Origin of the sequence: Nitratiruptor sp. YY09-18 (assembly GCF_016593235.1) — a bacterium.
Lineage (GTDB): Bacteria > Campylobacterota > Campylobacteria > Campylobacterales > Nitratiruptoraceae > Nitratiruptor.
Genome location: NZ_AP023065.1, coordinates 268,363 through 285,678 on the forward strand (window position 1 = coordinate 268,363; position 17,316 = coordinate 285,678).

Below are 17,316 nucleotides of genomic sequence, written 5' to 3' on the forward strand. Positions count from 1 at the left end.
GGAGAGAGTTTATGAATCACATTCTGTCACTATTAGTATTCTTCCCATTATTAGCGGGACTGTTGGGTTTTATTGTCAAAAGAGACAATATACGTGTCTACGGTATCACTGTAGCAGCTGTAGAGTTCGCACTCTCACTCTTTTTATGGATGATGTATGATAAGGGTGATGGTGCATTCCAATTTGTAGAGTTTATACCTCTTATCCCTAGCTATGGTATTAATTATCAGCTTGGAGTTGATGGTATATCGCTCTTTTTAGTAATTCTCTCTACATTTATTACCCTTATTGGATTTATCTCTCTTACTATTGAAAAGAATCTTAAAAATATGATCATCTCGTTGCTCTTTCTTGAGATGACAATGGTTGGGGTCTTTGTAGCTCTTGATGCAATAATCTTTTATATTTTTTGGGAACTCTCTCTTGTACCTATGCTCTATATTATTGGTTATTGGGGTAGCGAACTGCGTGTATATGCAGCGATTAAATTCTTCCTCTATACTTTCTTTGGTTCACTCATCATGCTTGTTGGTATGCTTTTCTTAGCATATCTTTATTACCTTGCAACTGGAACGATAAGCTTTTCTATTCCTGATTGGCATCGACTCATTCTTCCATACGATTATCAAATCTGGCTTTTTTTGGCATTCTTCCTTGGTATGGCTATCAAGGTGCCAATGTTCCCATTCCATACATGGTTACCGTATGCCCATGGTCAAGCACCTACAATCGGTTCAGTGATATTGGCTGCAGTGCTTTTGAAAATGGGTACTTATGGATTTGTGAGATTTTCTTTGCCCATCTTCCCAGATGCTTCAATTGCACTCATCGGCCCAATTGCCGTTCTGGCCATCATCATGGTCATCTATACAGCAATGGTAGCCTATGCGCAAGAAGATATGAAGCAAGTAATCGCATATAGCTCAATTTCACATATGGGTGTGATTATTCTGGGAACATTTGCTATGAACCTTGAAGGAATTGCAGGATCTATCTTTTTGATGATAAGCCACGGAATTGTCAGCGGGGCTCTATTTATGCTTGTAGGAAACATCTATGATAGACGTCATACGAAGCTATTGAGTGAGTTTGGCGGTTTGGCAAAGGTGATGCCAAAATATGCGACAATCTATGGAATCGTACTCATGGCTTCAGTAGGATTGCCGCTTACTATTGGATTCGTTGGTGAGTTTTTGAGCCTCATGGGGGTTTATAAAATTTCAGCTACTTATGCGTTTTTAGGTGGTATGGGTATTATTCTCGGTGCAGCATATATGTTAAGAGTCTATAAGTTGACCTTTTTTGGTCCAATTACAAAAGAGGAGAACAAAAAGCTTTTAGATCTTAATTGGAAAGAACTTACCTCTTTACTCTCTTTAGTCTTTGTAATTATTTGGCTTGGTGTTAATCCAAACCCGGTTCTTAAACCTATTAATAATAGTGTCCATGATATGCTGGTATTGATGGAGAAAAAGGCAATTACACCAGAAGCAAAAGAGATCCTTAGCAGCAATACAGTTGAATTGGAGGCAAAATAATGGAGCCTATTAAAGTAAGTCTCGAATCTCTCAATCTTGCTACCCTCTACCCAATGCTCATAGCAGTGGCAGGTGGTATAACTATATTACTTGTTGATCTTATCAAAGAGAATTTGCACAAATCACTCTATGTGATGCTATCGATTCTCTTCTTAGCTTTAGATCTTGGAGCAATTTTTGGTGTACAGATCAACACACGCGGATTTTTTGATGTAATGCTTGTTGATGGTATAGCAGTTGTTGCTCAAGTTATTGTTGTTGCAGCATCTATGCTCTTTATTCCGCTAGCTCTTACGTCAAAGAGATTTCATGAGTTCTCTTTGCCAGAATTTTTTGCTCTCTTTTTGTTTATGGTAGCAGGTTTCCAATTCATGGTCGCAAGTGACAACCTCATTTTGATTTTTGTTGGTTTGGAAACTGCAAGCCTTGCGCTCTATACACTCATTGCACTTCATAATAGAGAGAAATCATTTGAAGCAGCAATCAAATACTTTACAATGGGTGCACTCGCTGCAGGATTTTACGCATTTGGTGCAGCACTCTTCTATGGACTTACTGGTAGTGTAGAGATCTATAAAATTGCTGAAGTATTGGCAGCTAAAGGATTTGAACCAATCTGGGTAGTACTTGCTGCAACTGCATTCATGATAGCTGCACTAGGTTTTAAACTCTCCATGGTTCCATTTCATACATGGACGCCTGATGTGTACGAAGGCGCAAGTGCCGCACTCGCAGGATACATGTCTGTAGTTCCAAAAATAGCTGGTTTTGTTGTGGCAATGAGACTTTTTGAATTTCTCATTCATGCTGATATTACTTGGGTAAGAGATATACTCTATTTAGCTGTAGTCGTAACTATGACATTTGCAAACATCGTAGCATTGGTGCAAAAAGATGTAAAACGCATGCTCGCATACAGCTCCATCTCTCACGCTGGATTTGTAATGGCTGCTATTATGATAGGTACAACACAAGCAAATAGTGGTCTTTTCTTGTATTGGATTCTCTTCTTGTTTACAAACCTTGGGGCATTTACAATGCTTTGGATCTCTCGTCATAAAATCAACCCTTGGAGCACGAGATATGATCATCCATATGAGAAGTTCTCAGGTCTTGTACAGGTAATGCCTGTAGCAGCTACTATTATGGCTATTTTTATGCTCAGCCTCGCTGGTGTACCGCCATTTAGTCTCTTTTGGGGTAAACTCTATATAATGGGTGCTGCGATCAATGCAGGATATATTATCCTTGCAATAATTATGGCAATCAATAGTGCGATTAGCGCTTACTACTATCTCAAACTTATTGTCTATATGTTCTTGCGCGATCCAGAATCTGATCATCAAGTGATCTACTTTAAAAATGCATCTTTGTCATTACGTACTATTGTGGGACTCTCCGCGCTCCTTACGATCTTTTCAATATTTTTCGTTTCACCAATTTTAGAGTATATCACTACAGCAGTGAGAGTTAGCGGCTATTAATCTGCTAGCTCTTTTGCTACTTCTTCTTTAAGCTCACTAGGGAGCAGAGAGGTTTTTTGCTTAAATTGCGTTTTGTTAAATGTTATTTGCCTTTTTGCAAGCTGGGCAGTATGGATTGATATTTTTTCTATGAGCTCTTGGATTGATCGAATTTTGCCATCTAGATAATCGAGTGTCTCTTTGATCCCTATCGCTTTCATTGGATGTGGTTGTCTTGTATAGCGCTTCTCTAAATATGCAATCTCATTTATGAGTCCTGCTTCTACCATTTTCTTTGTGCGTTCAAATATTCGTTGGCGCAGCAAGTCTCTTTGTATTACTATCTCAAAAATAGGTATTGATGCGATGCGTTTTGGTGGATGAAGTTGGAAGTAGCGAGATGGCGGAGTATTTGTTGCAAAATAAATCTCAAGTGCTTTTTGCACTCTATAAGTATCTGTTGAGTTGAGTTTTTGTGCAGTAATCGGGTCAATATTTTGTAAAAATGTGTAGCCTTGCCTTTTTTTAATGAGATTTTGCACTTTATAAATAATTTCTTGTGATATATGTGGCATCGGTGAGATGCCATCGAGGAGGGATTTTAGATAGAAACTGCTACCTCCAACAAGTATTAAATTTTTCTTTTCTTTTAACGACTCCTCTTTTGCTTCTTTGTAAATATCAATAAATCTCGCAACACTAAAATGTTCATTGGGATAGAGTATATCTATCCCAAAATGTTTTACTCTCTTAAGTTCTTCTTTATTTGGTTTGGCTGAAACAATATCGATCTCTTTATAGATTGAGAGACTATCAATGGAGAGAATATTGGCATGAAAATTTTCAGCCAACTGAAGCGCTAATGCACTCTTGCCACTTGCGGTAGGACCTATGATTGCTATCTCTTTCATAGGCAAATTATACTCATTTTTGTATAATGTGAAAACTTCTTTGAAGGTGGGTAGATGGGAAATTTTAGCAAACTGTTGCGAGATTTTAATGAATTTGTAATGTTTAAGCATACAATTTTTAGCCTTCCCTTTATCTTCATTGCGATGATAGTAGCAGCTCATGGATGGTTTGGTTGGAGACTCTTCTTTTTAGGGCTGTTGGCTACAATATTTGCTCGCAATTTCGCTATGGCAGTCAATCGCTACCTCGATCGTGATATTGACGCTCTCAATCCCCGCACTGCTTCGAGACCTAGTGTAGATGGACGCATATCATTAAAGCAGCAAAAACTCTTCATCATCATTAATGCAATAGGCTTTATCGTGATAGCATATCTCATTAACGATTTGGCTTTTTGTCTCTCATTTCCTTTTTTAGTTGTCCTTGGTGGCTATAGCTACTTTAAGAGGTTTAGTGAGACTGCTCATCTTATCCTTGGTCTTGCTCTTGGTCTTGCACCGATTGCAGGTGTGGTGGCAGTACAAGGGCAGATTACTCTATGGAGTATATTTTTAGCTATTGGAGTGATGTTTTGGGTGGCTGGATTTGATCTGCTCTACTCACTTCAAGATATTGAATTTGATAAAAAGATGGGTCTTTACTCCATTCCTTCTCGCTTTGGAAGCGAATGTACACTCTTTCTCTCTACGCTCTTTCATGCACTTGCAGTACTTTTTTGGCTCTTTTTTGCTCTTACTGCAAAACTCGGGTTTTTTGGATACATTGCAGTAGTTGTGGCGGCTATAATGCTTTATTATGAGCATAGGATTGTGAGAAAAGATTTTAGCAAAATTGATAGAGCATTCTTCACTGTAAATGGCTATCTAGGAATAATCTTTCTTATTTTAATCATTCTTGATACTATAGCGCGTTAAAAGCTCCAATACCTCCTCATCGCTTACATCATACCATCTCTCATATGCATCTGCTACTGCAAAAAAGGGATGAGGGGTATAGAGTGTAACCACTTCATCAGCGAGTTGCTTTAGCACTGCAACAGCTTGAGGCGAAGCGGTAGGAACTGCTACGACTATCTTTTTTACTGGAAGTTTGTGCAGCATCTTTACTGCTGCAATCATTGTTGATCCCATTGCGACACCATCGTCAGTAAGTATGACTATTTTATTAGTCAAATCTTTGAGAGGCTTTCCAGATCGCAGTACTTTTATGCGGTGGGCGATTTCAGCTTCTTGGCGCTCTATTTCTCTATAGATATCATCTTGCGTCACGCCTTGTAATGCCTGCTCATTGATAAATATTGTTCCATCTTCACAAATAGCACCATATCCACTCTCAGTTGTCCAAGGGTATTGCAGTTTTCTACAAAAGAGCATATCAAAATCACTATGGAGATATTTTGCTACTTCCAATCCTACTTCTACGCCACCTCTTGGAATCGCCAATACAATGACATCGGGATTATTACGATACTTCTCCAAAGCTTTTGCTAGTTTTTGGCCTGCATCTGCACGGTCTTTGAACATTCTTGCTCCTAGTGTTGCATTTTCTATCAATTATGGTATAATTCCAATCAAATCTTGCGCCCGTAGCTCAGCTGGATAGAGCATCAGATTGCGGTTCTGAAGGCCCCAGGTTCGAATCCTGGCGGGCGCGCCACTTTTAACCTGCAACTACCAAACACCAAAACTCCATTGAGCAAAGCAAAGGATACTGAAGACTCCCAAGACTATTATAGCAATACTAAACAGGATTAGCTAAGGGCTGATGATTGTGTGTAAAATTTTGCTAGATCTCTATAGGAAAACGGAGGTATGAAGTGGTGGCCAGGGGCGGAATCGAACCGCCGACACAGGGATTTTCAGTCCCTTGCTCTACCGACTGAGCTACCTGGCCGCTGATGTTGAATGAAATTATACCTCAAAATTTTAAAAATTAGCTTAAAACATACTGTTTGAATAACTCTCCACGCTCTTTGTAGCTGCTGAATTGATCGAGGCTGGCGCATGCTGGCGAGAGGAGGGCAACACTCTCTTTTGTATGCACTTTTTTTATCTCATTGACAGCAATATCTAGAGATCCAGCATATGTGCATGCAATGCCATAGTACTGTGCAAGCTCTACAATCTCTTTTGCAGCCTTACCAATGGCATAGATATGGACATTGTGGAGATGCTCAAAAAGAGGTGAGAGATCTACCCCTTTGCTATCACCGCCAAGTATAAGGTGGATTTTTTTATCACGGTAGCGCTTGAGTGCCTGCATGGTAGCATCGATATTGGTAGCTTTACTATCATCCACCCAAAGTCTCCCCTCACTATCATAAAACTCTTCCAATTTATGTGCATCTTGTCTAAAACTGTTGATAGCTTCATAATCACAGATATCAAAAACAATCTTTTGTACACTCAAAGCTAAAAGTGCATCGAGTAAAAATGGTTCATCAAGGGCTATCTTTGTCCTATCAATCTCCATCTTTGCGGCCAAGTCTTTACTATTTTCATATCCAATAACAAGGGCTTTTGATGGAGTGGAAGCATACTTTTGTGGAACTATTGCCACATCACCCTCACGCATATTGCTCAAAGGCTTTAGTTTCGCCTGCTCATACGCCTCCATGGATCCATGCCAGCTCAGATGATCAGGAGTGATTGGAAGGAGGAGGTAGATATTTGGCTTTGCGATTTTGGTGTAGTGGAGCGTGAAAGAACTTGTCTCAAGTATCCAAAATTTTGCATTGCTATCAAGCTTTGCAAGAGGTGTGCCTACATTTCCACCCATTTGCGCCTTTTTTTGTTGTAAGAGGTGATAAGTCATCTTCGTTGTGGTAGTTTTGCCATTTGTTCCACTAATCCATATGCTTGCGGGCATAACATTTGCAAAGTAGTCATACTCGCTTATGAGATTGCGAGATTTTTGGATGAGTGGATGGGATGGTGGGATACCGGGACTTGGAATTTGCAAAGTCGATTTGCTAGGATCAAATTGATTGGCCGGATAGTGCCAAAATCCTTGCTCATCTAAATATGCAGTGGAAATATCTTCAAAGAAAGCTGCTTTGCTCATGATCTGTGCAAGAGCTTGTGTAGTTTTGCCGCTTCCAAATAGAGCTATCATCAGCGTATCTTTAAGGTTATAAGAGCAATGAGATTAGAAATGAGCGCTATAATCCAAAAGCGCACAATGATTTTACTCTCATTCCAGTTTTTCTGTTCAAAATGATGATGGATCGGTGCCATCAAAAAGACCCGCTTTCCTCGCAACTTGAAGCTTGATACCTGGATAATGACACTGAGAGCTTCCATGACAAAAACAAGTCCAATGAGGATAAGGAGTATTTCACTCTTTGTAATGACTGCCATGTAACCGATAAAAGCTCCAAGAGGTAGACTCCCGCTATCTCCCATGAATACTTGCGCTGGATGGCAGTTGTACCACAAAAACCCGATGAGGGCTCCTGCATATGCAGCCGCAATGACTACAACTTCACCAACCCCTATGATCTTAGGAAGTAGAAGGTAGTGGCTAAGCACTGCGTTACCTGTCATATACGTAATGATTCCAAGTGTTGCAAGAGCAAAGATGGATGGAACAGTTGCAAGTCCATCAAGACCATCAGTGAGATTGACAGCATTGGATGTTGCTACGATAACCAATGTCCAAAAAATCACCGCGCCAATATCCATATCAAAAAGAGGATATTTGTAAAATGGTATATAGAATGAACTAGGCAATTGAGCAATGTAGTATAAAATGAGTGATACTACAAGAGCTGCTAGAATTTGCAGAGCAAATTTACCTTTTGCAGAGAGACCGCTTGTATTAGACTTTTTGATTACTTTGCCAAAATCATCTATGAGTCCTATACCTAGATAGAGAATAATTACCACAAAAGCACCAAAAACATAAGGGTTGTGCAAATCTACAGTAAAAATAGAGGCTATAAGAGCGCATGTAGTAAAGACAAGACCTCCCATTGTAGGAGTTTGCGCCTTTTTTTGATGATGTTCTGGAGCAAGTGAGTAGATTGGCTGGTAGGAGTTTTTGGCGATTGCCCATTTGATGAATTTTGGCATAAGCCAAATTGTCAGAATAAAGGCTATAAAGAAGGCAAATCCTGCTCTGACAGTAATATATTGAAAAAGATTTATATGGAAAAATTGATAGAGCAGATAGAGCATTAAAACTTTCCTTAATATTTATATTATTTGAAGACAAATATTACTAAAATTTTGTTAAATAATGGATAAAGGAGAGTTATGCGATTTAGTGGAAAAAATGTGTTGGTAACGGGGGCAAGTAGAGGAATTGGTGCTGCAATTGCAAAAAGACTTGCTGCATATGGGCTCAAGGTATGGATCAACTACAGAAGCAATGCTGAGCTAGCAGATAAACTCAAAGCTGAAATCGAGCAAAATGGTGGCGAGGCAGCAGTTATTGGATTTGATGTGAGTAATGAGAAGGCTTTTGTTGAGGGAATCAAGACTATAGTAGATAGTGATGGAGAACTTAGCTACTTAGTTAACAATGCTGGGATTACCAAAGATAAGCTTGCAATGCGTATGAGTGTAGAGGATTTTGAAGAGGTACTTCGAGCAAACCTTACTAGCGCTTTTATAGGGTGTCGAGAAGCAATCAAAGTGATGGGTAAGAAGCGATTTGGAAGTGTAGTCAATATCGCTTCAATAGTGGGTGAGACAGGCAATGCCGGACAAGTCAATTATAGTGCGAGCAAAGGTGGTATGATCGCTATGACAAAATCTTTTGCACAAGAGGGAGCTGCGCGCAATATCCGCTTCAATGCCATAACTCCTGGATTTATAGCTACTGACATGACAGAGACACTCAAAGATGAGATAAAAGATGCATATATTGCCAAGATTCCACTCAAGCGCTTTGGTAATCCTGATGAGGTAGCCAAGACTGTAGCTTTTTTGCTCAGTGATGGTGCAGGATATATCACAGGCGAGACTATTAAAGTCAACGGCGGAATGTATATGTGAGCAATGACAAAAGTCGAAGACTTTTAGGATGGCAACTGCTTGCCATCCGTGTCATTGCGAAAGCTAGCGACTATATGCGAGTACGAAACAACTCTCTAATATGCAATTAAATCTTTTTTTGTTAAAATTGGCTGACCAAATTATATAAGGAGTCATGATGGCAGACATTTTCGAACAGGTAAAAGAGGTTGTAGTAGAGCAACTCAATGCTAACCCTGATGAGGTTAAACCAGAGTCAAGATTTGTAGAAGATCTTGGTGCAGATAGCCTCGATGTTGTCGAACTTGTAATGGCATTGGAAGAGAAATTCGGTATCGAGATTCCTGATGAGGATGCTGAAAAGATTCAAACAGTAGCAGACGCTGTAAAATATATCGAAGATCACAAGTCTTAAGAGCGGGCGTGATGCCTGGCTCGATATTTTTCAGAGTTGTTGCGGCAATTTTGAGGAATATCTAGCCGAAGGAGAAGTTTTGAGAAGAGTTGTAGTCACCGGTCTTGGCATGATAAATTCTTTAGGACACGATCGCAAAAGCGCTTTTGACGCAATTGTTGCAGGAGAAACAGGCGTCGATACAATTACCCTCTTTGATCCCTCAAACCAATCAGTCAAAATTGCAGCTGAGGTAAAAAATTTTGATCCTACCACTGTCATGGATCCAAAAGATGTGAAAAAAGCTGATAGATTTATCCAGCTTGGTATCAAAGCTGCCCGTGAAGCGATTGAAGATGCTGGGATCGATGAGAGTGTTGAGCGTGAGCGTTTTGGTGTTAGCTCGGCTTCAGGGATCGGTGGACTTACAACAATCGAAAAAAATGCAGTTATTTGCAATACAAGAGGCCCAAGACGTATCAGCCCATTCTTTATTCCTTCGGCATTAGCGAATATGTTGGGCGGATTTGTCTCAATTGAACACAAGCTCAAAGGTCCAAACCTCTCAAGTGTTACTGCATGTGCCGCTGGAACTCATGCTATTACTGAAGCTGCAAAAACTATTATGCTTGGTGGTGCAGACCGTATGCTTGTTGTCGGGGCAGAGGCTGCAATCTGTCCTATTGGTATAGGTGGGTTTGCAGCTATGAAAGCACTCTCAACATACAATGATGACCCAAAACATGCTTCACGTCCATTTGATGCAAAGAGAAACGGTTTTGTAATGGGTGAAGGAAGTGGTGCACTTGTGCTTGAAGAGTATGAGGCTGCAAAAGCTAGAGGTGCAAAAATTTACGGCGAACTTATAGGCTTTGGTGAGAGTGGTGATGCAAACCATATCACAACACCAGCCCCAGAAGGCGAGGGTGCATATAGAGCCATGAGAGCAGCCTTGCAGATGGCAAATATTGATCGAGTCGATTATATCAATGCTCATGGAACAAGTACAAAATATAACGACTGGTATGAGACAATGGCTATCAAAAAGGCTTTTGGCGGCAAAGAAAACTGCCCGCCGGTGAGCTCTACAAAAGGGCAGACGGCCCATTGTCTCGGTGCTGCAGGTTCGATTGAAGCAGTAATTACACTTATGGCAATGGAGCAAGGAGTTATCCCTCCTACAATCAACTATGAAGAGCCAGATCCAGATTGTGATCTAGACTATGTACCAAATGAGGCGCGCAAGGCCAAGATCGATGTGGCTATGAGCAACTCTTTTGGATTTGGCGGAACAAACGGCGTAGTAATCTTCAAGAAGGTATAAGTTGGCTACATATCTTGATTTTGAGAAAAAACTCCAAGAGATTGAGAAGCAACTCGATGCAGCTAAAGCCAGAGGTGATAATGCTGCAATCGAAATATTGCAAAAGGACCTCGAAAAAGAGGTAGCCAAAACATATAAAAATCTTAGCGAGTACCAAAAACTCCAACTTGCTCGCCACCCAGACCGTCCTTACGCACTTGATTATGTTCGCCTTATTATGGATGATTACTATGAGATTCATGGGGATAGATGTTTTCGTGATGATCCTGCAATTCTTTGCTTTCTTGGATACATCGATGGTAAGCGCACTATGCTCATAGGTGAGCAAAAAGGGAGAGGCACCAAAAACAAACTCAAAAGAAATTTCGGTATGCCCCATCCTGAAGGATATCGCAAAGCTTTAAGAGCTGCAAAGCTGGCTGAGAAGTTTGGTATTCCTGTATTGATGCTCATCGACACTCCAGGTGCCTATCCTGGGATCGGTGCAGAAGAGCGGGGGCAGAGTGAGGCGATAGCAAGAAATCTCTTTGAATTTAGCAGGCTCAATATTCCAACTATCTCGATAGTCATTGGAGAAGGTGGAAGTGGTGGCGCACTAGCTATTGGTGTGGCTGATAAACTTGCAATGATGCGTTACTCAGTCTTTAGTGTTATCTCTCCAGAAGGGTGTGCAGCAATTCTTTGGAATGATCCCAGCAAAGTAGAGCAGGCAACAAAGGCTCTCAAAATCACAGCCGAAGATCTTGAAAAACTTGGACTCATCGATGATATTATTGATGAACCTATTATGGGAGCTCACAGAGACAAAGAGGGTGCTGCGCAGGTTCTCAAAGAGTACTACCTCAAAACTCTTGCCGAGCTAGAAGCTATGGATCCAAGCGAGAGGCTAGAGAAGCGTTATGAAAAATTGATGAGTATGGGGAGATTCAAAGAGTAAGACCTCTTTGGAGGTCTTAGAGGTTGTGCTCTTTTTTGTACTGCATAACTATCGCGTATGCTTCATCTTTGAGCCGAAGTTTTTCAAGTTTGAGTTTTTCAAGCTCTTCTTGCTCCATGTGTTCACGACCCTCTTCTACTTCATGCACGATTCTTTTTAGTTCATCATGCTTCTCAATGATTTTATCGAAATGAGGATTTTCCTGTCTAATTTTTTTGATCAATTCCTGTGGAAACTCTTCTAGCATTACTAGCTCCTTTTTTCTTTTGATTGTAACATTTAGGTTCTGTATTCTGCATTAATTTTGACATACTCATAGCCCAAATCGCATCCATAAGCAGTAAAACTGCCATCTCCTATGCCAAGGTCACAAGTAATTTTGAACTCATCTTTTTGCATAACTGCATGCGCTTTTGCCTCTTGCTCTTTATCGAAAAGAATCGTGCCTCTATCATAGACTAAAATATCTTCAAAGGATATTTGTAAGAGCTTCTCATCGCACATTACGCCACTTGCACCGATTGTGGAAGCAATGCGTCCCCAGTTTGGATCTTCTCCAAAGAGAGCAGTTTTAACTAGTAGCGAATTTGTCAAAGCCTTTGCTGCCTTTTTAGCCTCTTCTTTGCTTTTTGCACCCTTAACTTCAAAAGCTACAAGCTTTGATGCACCTTCGCCATCTTTGACTATTTGGAGAGCAAGGTGGTGCATAATTGTGCGCAGTGCAAAATCAAAAGCCTCTTTATCGTATACGCTGCTAAGTCCATTTGCAAGCAAAAAGACTGAGTCGTTTGTAGATGTATCTCCATCCACACTAATTGCATTGAAAGAGTAATCAAGGTTTTTATATAAAAGCTCATGCATCTCACTCTGCGGCACATTTGCATCAGTGACGATGAAGCAAAGCATCGTTGCTAGCTGCGGGTTTATCATACCTGCACCCTTTGCTGCAGCTGCTATATGAAAACTCTTGCTATTTTCAAGCTTTACTTCATAGCCGATATATTTTGGGAATGAGTCAGTTGTCATGATCGCTTTGGCAAAATTTTCGCTATTTTTAGAGCTCAAGTCAAACTTGCTCAAAGCAGCGATGATTTTTTCTTTTGGGAGTCTCACTCCTATGACACCAGTTGAGCTCATGAGAGGGTTTTGCGCACAAGTAGGGAGGTGTGAAAGAATCTCTTCGATATCTTCAACCCCAGCCTCTCCAGTGAGAGCATTTGCATTTTTGGAATTTGCGAGGATAAAGTTGGTTTGTGTGATATTGTGTTTTTGAAAATGTTTGATAGGGGCTGCTTGGAATCGGTTGGATGTAAAGACAGCTGCAATATCACATGGAGCAGTTGAGTAGATAAACCCTATATCAAGACCATCAGGTTTGAGTCCAGCATAAACACCATCGCAAAATATACCCTCTACATGAGCGAAGGGGTTTTTGAGAGGTATGAGTTGGAATTGCATTTTTTCTCCCTATGTGGAGAAGAGAGGATCGAGCTTATGAAAGCTCGAAATTTTTCTTCTTAAGGATACGAAGGCCTTTTGCAGATACTTTGATCTTCTTGCGTGTACCATCTGGAAGTGTTACGCGCACAGTTCGCATATTTGGAAGAAATCTTCTTTTTGTTTTGTTGTTTGCGTGGCTGACATTGTGTCCACTCATAGGCTTTTTACCGGTAATCTGACACTTCTTGGACATTGTGACACCTTTTATCAAATTTGATTGCAATTATAGCGATTTATACTGAAGAATAACTTAATTTAAAGTTTGTTTTAGCTTTTGCTTTTGCTATAATTATACCAATTTTATCTAAAGGGTATCTATGCTCGTAGCACCAAGTATTCTTAGCGCAGATTTTGGTATTTTGGCTAAAGAGGTTGTAAGTATATGCGAGGCTGGTGCAGATTTGGTGCATGTAGATGTGATGGATGGTCACTTTGTACCAAATATGACAATAGGTCCCGTTGTTGCTAAAGCTGTTGCCCAGAGTGCTACAAAGCCGCTGGATGTTCATCTCATGGTTACAAATAATACCTTTTTCGTCGATCTCTTTGCACCTCTTAAGCCCAAGTATATCTCTTTTCATTATGAGAGCGAAAACCACCACCACCGCTTAGCACAAAAGATTAGAGACTATGGTATCTCTCCTTCAATCGTGATCAATCCAGCAACTCCTGTAAATGTTTTGGAAGAGATCGTAAAATATGTGGATATGGTGCTTTTGATGAGTGTCAATCCTGGATTTGGTGGTCAAAAATTTATACCAATCTATGACAAAATCAAACAGACTAAAGAGCTTATAGAAAAGTACAACCCCTCTTGTCTCATAGAAGTTGATGGAGGAGTGAGCGATCAAAATATCGAGCAGCTTAAAGATGCTGGTGTGGATATAGTGGTTGCAGGAAGCTACGTCTTTGGCCATAAAGATTATGCAGCAGCTATCAAGAGTCTAAAGGTCTAGTTTGCGCGTCAAAATCTGTGGAATTACAAATATCGAAGATGCTTTAGTGGCCATAGAAGCTGGCGCTGATGCTTTGGGTTTTGTCTTTTATGAAAAGTCTCCTCGCTTCATTACTCCACAAAAGGCCAAGGAGATAGTCTCACAACTTCCACCTTTTGTAGAACGTGTAGGGCTTTTTGTCAATGAGGAGCCGTCACAAATTGATGAGATATGCATAAAGTGCAATATGAGTCTAGCGCAGATTCATTTTGATGTAGATGAGGAGTTTTTAGCACGCCTTCACACAAAAGCACTTCCAGTAGTGCGTGCACAAGAGCCACAAGATATTTTAAAATTTACAAATAGATATCGTTTAGTAGATGCCTATGTACCTGAATTCGGCGGAGCAGGAAAGAGGGTGGCATTGGAGTGGTTTGCGGGAGTTGATTGCTCCAAAATCATTCTTGCTGGAGGTTTGACGCCAGAAAATGTAGCTGATGTGAAACCTTATGGATTTTATGGGGTAGATGTAAGTAGCGGTGTCGAAGTGCAAAAAGGCAAGAAAGACCCTGTAAAAGTGCGGCAATTTATTCAGAAGGCAAAATTTGAATAAATTAGAAAAACTTGCCCAAAAACTTATCAGGCGCTCCTATCCAAAAGAGCAGTTTCTAGGAATTTTGCAAAATCTCTTTGGAATGTTTGAAGATCCAGAGATAATCTATCAAACTCTTATCGCACGAGGATTTCCTCTTGCTGAAAAAAATGGCAAAGTCTATCTCAAAACCGCAAAGACTCCATACAAAAATCAAGAGTTCACTGTTGTGGACATTGAGACGAGTGGCAGTAAGCCAGAGTATGCTCAAGTTATAGAGATAGGCGCCATAAAATTCAGAGGTGACAAGGTTATTGATCGCTTTGAGAGTTTTATCTATGCTGATGAGATACCAGAATATATCTCTAAGCTTACAGGCATTATACAAACAGATCTTGAAAATGCTCCTTTGCAAAAAGAGGTGCTCAAGCAGTTCAAGGAGTTTTTAGGCGATAGTGTCTTTGTGGCTCATAATGTGCATTTTGATTATAACTTCATATCAAGCAAGCTTGAGCAGCTAGGATTTGGAAAACTTGCAAACAGGAGACTCTGCTCGATCGATCTAGCAAAAAAGACTATAGAGAGTGAGCGCTATGGACTTGAGTATCTCAATGAGAGCCTTGGAATTAATACAGCAGTGAGTCACAGAGCCTATGCAGATGCACTGACAGCTTGGAAAGTGATGCAAAAGGCACTCCAGCATATTCCAAATGATATAAGAACTACTGAAGATCTTATCCATTTTAGTAAAAAGGCAAAATCCAAAAGACTACCTTCGCAGCAAAATGTCAATAAGCTTTGCTCCAAGAAGGTCACCCCAGTTGTTGACAGCTGTTCTGAACATATCGAGGAATCTGTCAACAGTGATAATAAGAGCAATTGATTCTACAGGTAGTCCAACGCTATCTAACACCATCGTCATCATAATAAGTCCAGCTCCTGGGATCCCAGCAGCTCCGATAGAAGCAAATGTAACAGTGATAAATATAGTAATCTGCTGTGCCAATGAGAGATCAACACCGCTGATATTTGCAATAAATAAAACTGCAATCGATTCATAGAGTGCTGTCCCATCCATATTGATTGTAGCTCCAAGAGGGAGGACAAATCCGGCCACCTTTTTGCTTACACCCCCTTTTTCTTCGGCTACTTCAAGACTTACAGGGAGAGTAGCAGAGCTAGAAGCGGTGGAAAATGCGATGAGAGGAGCCTCCTTAATCTGCAAAAAGTAGCGATAGGGATTGAATCTACCAACAAAATATCCGATTGCTGGCAGTGTGATAAGAGCATGGAGGAGGAGTGCGAGGAGGACTGTGAGCACATAGCTATAGAGCTCGAATATTGGCTCAAGCCCATTTTTGGCAACTGTGGCAGCTATGAGAAAAAAGACACCAATAGGAGTGAGGCTAATGACCCATTTAGCAAGAATCATCATAGTATCGTTGATGCTATCAAAGAGCATATAGAGACTCTGGCGCTTTGATGGATCAATGAAGAGGGCGGCCACGGCAAAAAGGATTGTAAAAAATATGATTGGCAAAATTGCTCCGCGGCTGAGTACTTCAAAAATATTTGCTGGGATGAATGAGAGGAGAAAATCTTCTATTGAGAGATCTTTTTTCTCTATCGAGATATTTTGAGGGAGCTGGAGGAGATGTTCACCTGCACCAGGATTGAGGATGTGAAAAATTACAATTCCTAAAATCACAGCCAATGCAGTGGTAGTAAGGTAGTATAAAAATGCCTTAATTCCGATAGATTTGAGCTCCTCTTTGCCACTGAGAGAAGCAATTGCTACAAATATAGAAGCAAACACCAAAGGAATGATGAGCATCTTGAGGAGTTTGAGGTAAATATCACCAATAACTTTGAGATCGAGCGATGGTGTAGGAAAAAAGTAGCCAAATGCAATACCTGCAAAAATGGCTAAGAGAGTGAGATTTTCTATGCTAAGAAGCTTCTTAATAGCCATGAACCTCCATAGAGTAAGAGAATTACTGCTACATAGAGTGCACTTGTTCCAAAAACATTAGCACCCTGGCAAGATGTACAATTTTTGTATTTTGTAGTCTCATATTTTGCATATAATGCAAAAACTATAATCCATACAATCTCAATAACAAAGAGCAGCGTATTATATGTGAGCACAAACTTTGCAAAATTTGCAAAAATGGCCAAAATTAAGAAAATAGAATGTCCAACCAAAAAGAGTCGAAGTGCTGTTAAGATTTTATCTTTAATAAAGTAGGTAGGACAGGTATCTCCGTAGCTGCCATACTCTTTGAAAAATTTCTTTTGCTCTTTTTTTGAGAGCTTATCAAATAGGTAACCACCAAATACCATATCGATTTTTCGCTGTAAAAGTACTGCTTCATCATCTTTAGCAATGTAAAATTTTTGCTTTCCCTGGGTATCTTCATACATTATTTTTATAACAGGGTAGCGGTTGACGGTTACTTCAATATTTGGTAAACTCTCATCACTCTCCGTTGAAGCAAAATATTTCCCCTCTTTGCCATAAATGGTAGGGTTTATCATGACTTCATAATCATTGTCTTTTTTTAGTACGATGATTCGTAATGGCACTCCAATTTGAATAGCTGCAAGGGCTTTTAAATTGTTTTCTTCTATTGTTTTTTTCATCTCTTCAATAATTTCTTGTAGTTTTGGATCTTTAAAGTCTCTTACAAGTCCAGAAATTTGCAAAAGAGTATGATCAGGGTATGTAAGAATTTTAGCCAT

General features: G+C 40.1%; 19 protein-coding genes and 2 tRNA genes. 11 read left to right on the forward strand and 10 right to left on the reverse strand.

The features are described 5' to 3' along the window. Positions 1–11: 11 nt before the first annotated feature. Complete coding sequence (locus JG734_RS01645) at positions 12–1,538, forward strand: NADH-quinone oxidoreductase subunit M (RefSeq protein ID WP_201333305.1); 1,527 nt, start codon at positions 12–14, stop codon at positions 1,536–1,538. Further along, the gene (gene nuoN, locus JG734_RS01650; RefSeq protein WP_370583627.1) at positions 1,535–3,022 is read left to right on the forward strand and encodes an NADH-quinone oxidoreductase subunit NuoN; all 1,488 of its coding nucleotides are present in this window, start codon (positions 1,535–1,537) and stop codon (positions 3,020–3,022) included. Before JG734_RS01645 ends, nuoN begins: the two co-directional genes overlap by 4 nt. Here the strand turns inward: nuoN and miaA are convergent. Further along, positions 3,019–3,912, reverse strand: coding sequence for a tRNA (adenosine(37)-N6)-dimethylallyltransferase MiaA (gene miaA / locus JG734_RS01655; protein ID WP_201333307.1), 894 nt, complete (start codon positions 3,910–3,912; stop codon positions 3,019–3,021). The genes nuoN and miaA overlap by 4 nt on opposite strands. Before the next feature lie 54 nt (positions 3,913–3,966). On the opposite strand from miaA, the gene mqnP reads away from it, so the two are divergent. After that, complete coding sequence (gene mqnP / locus JG734_RS01660; protein ID WP_201333308.1) at positions 3,967–4,827, forward strand: menaquinone biosynthesis prenyltransferase MqnP; 861 nt, start codon at positions 3,967–3,969, stop codon at positions 4,825–4,827. On the opposite strand, the gene JG734_RS01665 is transcribed toward mqnP, so the two are convergent. Next, positions 4,798–5,436, reverse strand: coding sequence for a phosphoribosyltransferase (locus tag JG734_RS01665; protein WP_201333309.1), 639 nt, complete (start codon positions 5,434–5,436; stop codon positions 4,798–4,800). The genes mqnP and JG734_RS01665 overlap by 30 nt on opposite strands. Before the next feature lie 56 nt (positions 5,437–5,492). On the opposite strand from JG734_RS01665, the gene JG734_RS01670 reads away from it, so the two are divergent. After that, positions 5,493–5,569 (forward strand) — tRNA-Arg (locus JG734_RS01670). A 161-nt stretch (positions 5,570–5,730) separates the two neighbouring features. On the opposite strand, the gene JG734_RS01675 is transcribed toward JG734_RS01670, so the two are convergent. The 3 genes from JG734_RS01675 to mraY all read right to left on the reverse strand — a co-directional run bounded on the left by JG734_RS01675 (position 5,731) and on the right by mraY (position 8,091). Beyond that, positions 5,731–5,806, reverse strand: a tRNA-Phe gene (locus tag JG734_RS01675). A gap of 39 nt (positions 5,807–5,845) precedes the next feature. Continuing rightward, positions 5,846–7,030 (reverse strand): UDP-N-acetylmuramoyl-L-alanine--D-glutamate ligase, encoded by a 1,185-nt coding sequence (gene murD / locus JG734_RS01680; RefSeq protein WP_370583628.1) that lies wholly within the window; start codon positions 7,028–7,030, stop codon positions 5,846–5,848. Next, positions 7,027–8,091: a phospho-N-acetylmuramoyl-pentapeptide-transferase gene (gene mraY / locus JG734_RS01685; RefSeq protein ID WP_201333311.1), complete on the reverse strand. Its 1,065-nt coding sequence runs from the start codon at positions 8,089–8,091 to the stop codon at positions 7,027–7,029. Before mraY ends, murD begins: the two co-directional genes overlap by 4 nt. 78 nt (positions 8,092–8,169) lie before the next feature. Between mraY and fabG the strand changes: the two genes are divergently transcribed. From fabG to accA, 4 genes are all read left to right on the forward strand, one after another. Beyond that, a complete protein-coding gene (gene fabG, locus JG734_RS01690) occupies positions 8,170–8,913 on the forward strand; it encodes a 3-oxoacyl-ACP reductase FabG (protein ID WP_201333312.1) in 744 nt (247 codons plus the stop codon). Positions 8,914–9,070: 157 nt separating this feature from the next. Continuing rightward, on the forward strand, positions 9,071–9,307 hold the full coding sequence (acpP, locus tag JG734_RS01695) for an acyl carrier protein (RefSeq protein ID WP_201333313.1): 237 nt from the start codon (positions 9,071–9,073) through the stop codon (positions 9,305–9,307). Positions 9,308–9,386: 79 nt separating this feature from the next. After that, positions 9,387–10,610: a beta-ketoacyl-ACP synthase II gene (locus JG734_RS01700; protein ID WP_201333314.1), complete on the forward strand. Its 1,224-nt coding sequence runs from the start codon at positions 9,387–9,389 to the stop codon at positions 10,608–10,610. Position 10,611: 1 nt separating this feature from the next. Beyond that, positions 10,612–11,547 carry an acetyl-CoA carboxylase carboxyl transferase subunit alpha gene (gene accA, locus JG734_RS01705; RefSeq protein WP_201333315.1) on the forward strand — a complete coding sequence of 312 codons (936 nt, stop codon included), beginning with the start codon at positions 10,612–10,614 and terminating at the stop codon, positions 11,545–11,547. Positions 11,548–11,563: 16 nt separating this feature from the next. Here accA and JG734_RS01710 read toward each other — a convergent pair whose 3' ends face one another. The 3 genes from JG734_RS01710 to rpmB are packed head-to-tail and all read right to left on the reverse strand — an operon-like array spanning position 11,564 to position 13,240. Continuing rightward, positions 11,564–11,794 (reverse strand): DUF465 domain-containing protein, encoded by a 231-nt coding sequence (locus tag JG734_RS01710; RefSeq protein ID WP_201333316.1) that lies wholly within the window; start codon positions 11,792–11,794, stop codon positions 11,564–11,566. A 32-nt stretch (positions 11,795–11,826) separates the two neighbouring features. After that, a complete protein-coding gene (gene argJ / locus JG734_RS01715) occupies positions 11,827–13,005 on the reverse strand; it encodes a bifunctional glutamate N-acetyltransferase/amino-acid acetyltransferase ArgJ (RefSeq protein ID WP_201333317.1) in 1,179 nt (392 codons plus the stop codon). A 34-nt stretch (positions 13,006–13,039) separates the two neighbouring features. Further along, entirely contained in the window at positions 13,040–13,240 is a 201-nt protein-coding gene (gene rpmB, locus JG734_RS01720; protein WP_201333318.1) for a 50S ribosomal protein L28, read from the reverse strand. Between the two features lie 124 nt (positions 13,241–13,364). Between rpmB and rpe the strand changes: the two genes are divergently transcribed. From rpe to JG734_RS01735, 3 genes are read left to right on the forward strand one after another with little or no spacing between them, the layout of a single operon-like run. Then, the gene (gene rpe, locus JG734_RS01725; RefSeq protein WP_201333319.1) at positions 13,365–14,003 is read left to right on the forward strand and encodes a ribulose-phosphate 3-epimerase; all 639 of its coding nucleotides are present in this window, start codon (positions 13,365–13,367) and stop codon (positions 14,001–14,003) included. 1 nt (position 14,004) lies between these two features. Further along, complete coding sequence (locus tag JG734_RS01730; protein ID WP_201333320.1) at positions 14,005–14,595, forward strand: phosphoribosylanthranilate isomerase; 591 nt, start codon at positions 14,005–14,007, stop codon at positions 14,593–14,595. After that, entirely contained in the window at positions 14,588–15,457 is an 870-nt protein-coding gene (locus JG734_RS01735; RefSeq protein WP_201333321.1) for a 3'-5' exonuclease, read from the forward strand. Before JG734_RS01730 ends, JG734_RS01735 begins: the two co-directional genes overlap by 8 nt. Here the strand turns inward: JG734_RS01735 and JG734_RS01740 are convergent. Both JG734_RS01740 and JG734_RS01745 read right to left on the reverse strand, forming a co-directional pair. Then, entirely contained in the window at positions 15,344–16,546 is a 1,203-nt protein-coding gene (locus tag JG734_RS01740; protein ID WP_201333322.1) for a dicarboxylate/amino acid:cation symporter, read from the reverse strand. The genes JG734_RS01735 and JG734_RS01740 overlap by 114 nt on opposite strands. Beyond that, positions 16,519–17,316, reverse strand: a complete 798-nt coding sequence (locus JG734_RS01745; protein ID WP_201333323.1) for a peptide deformylase — start codon at positions 17,314–17,316, stop codon at positions 16,519–16,521. The genes JG734_RS01740 and JG734_RS01745 overlap by 28 nt, the downstream gene beginning before the upstream one ends.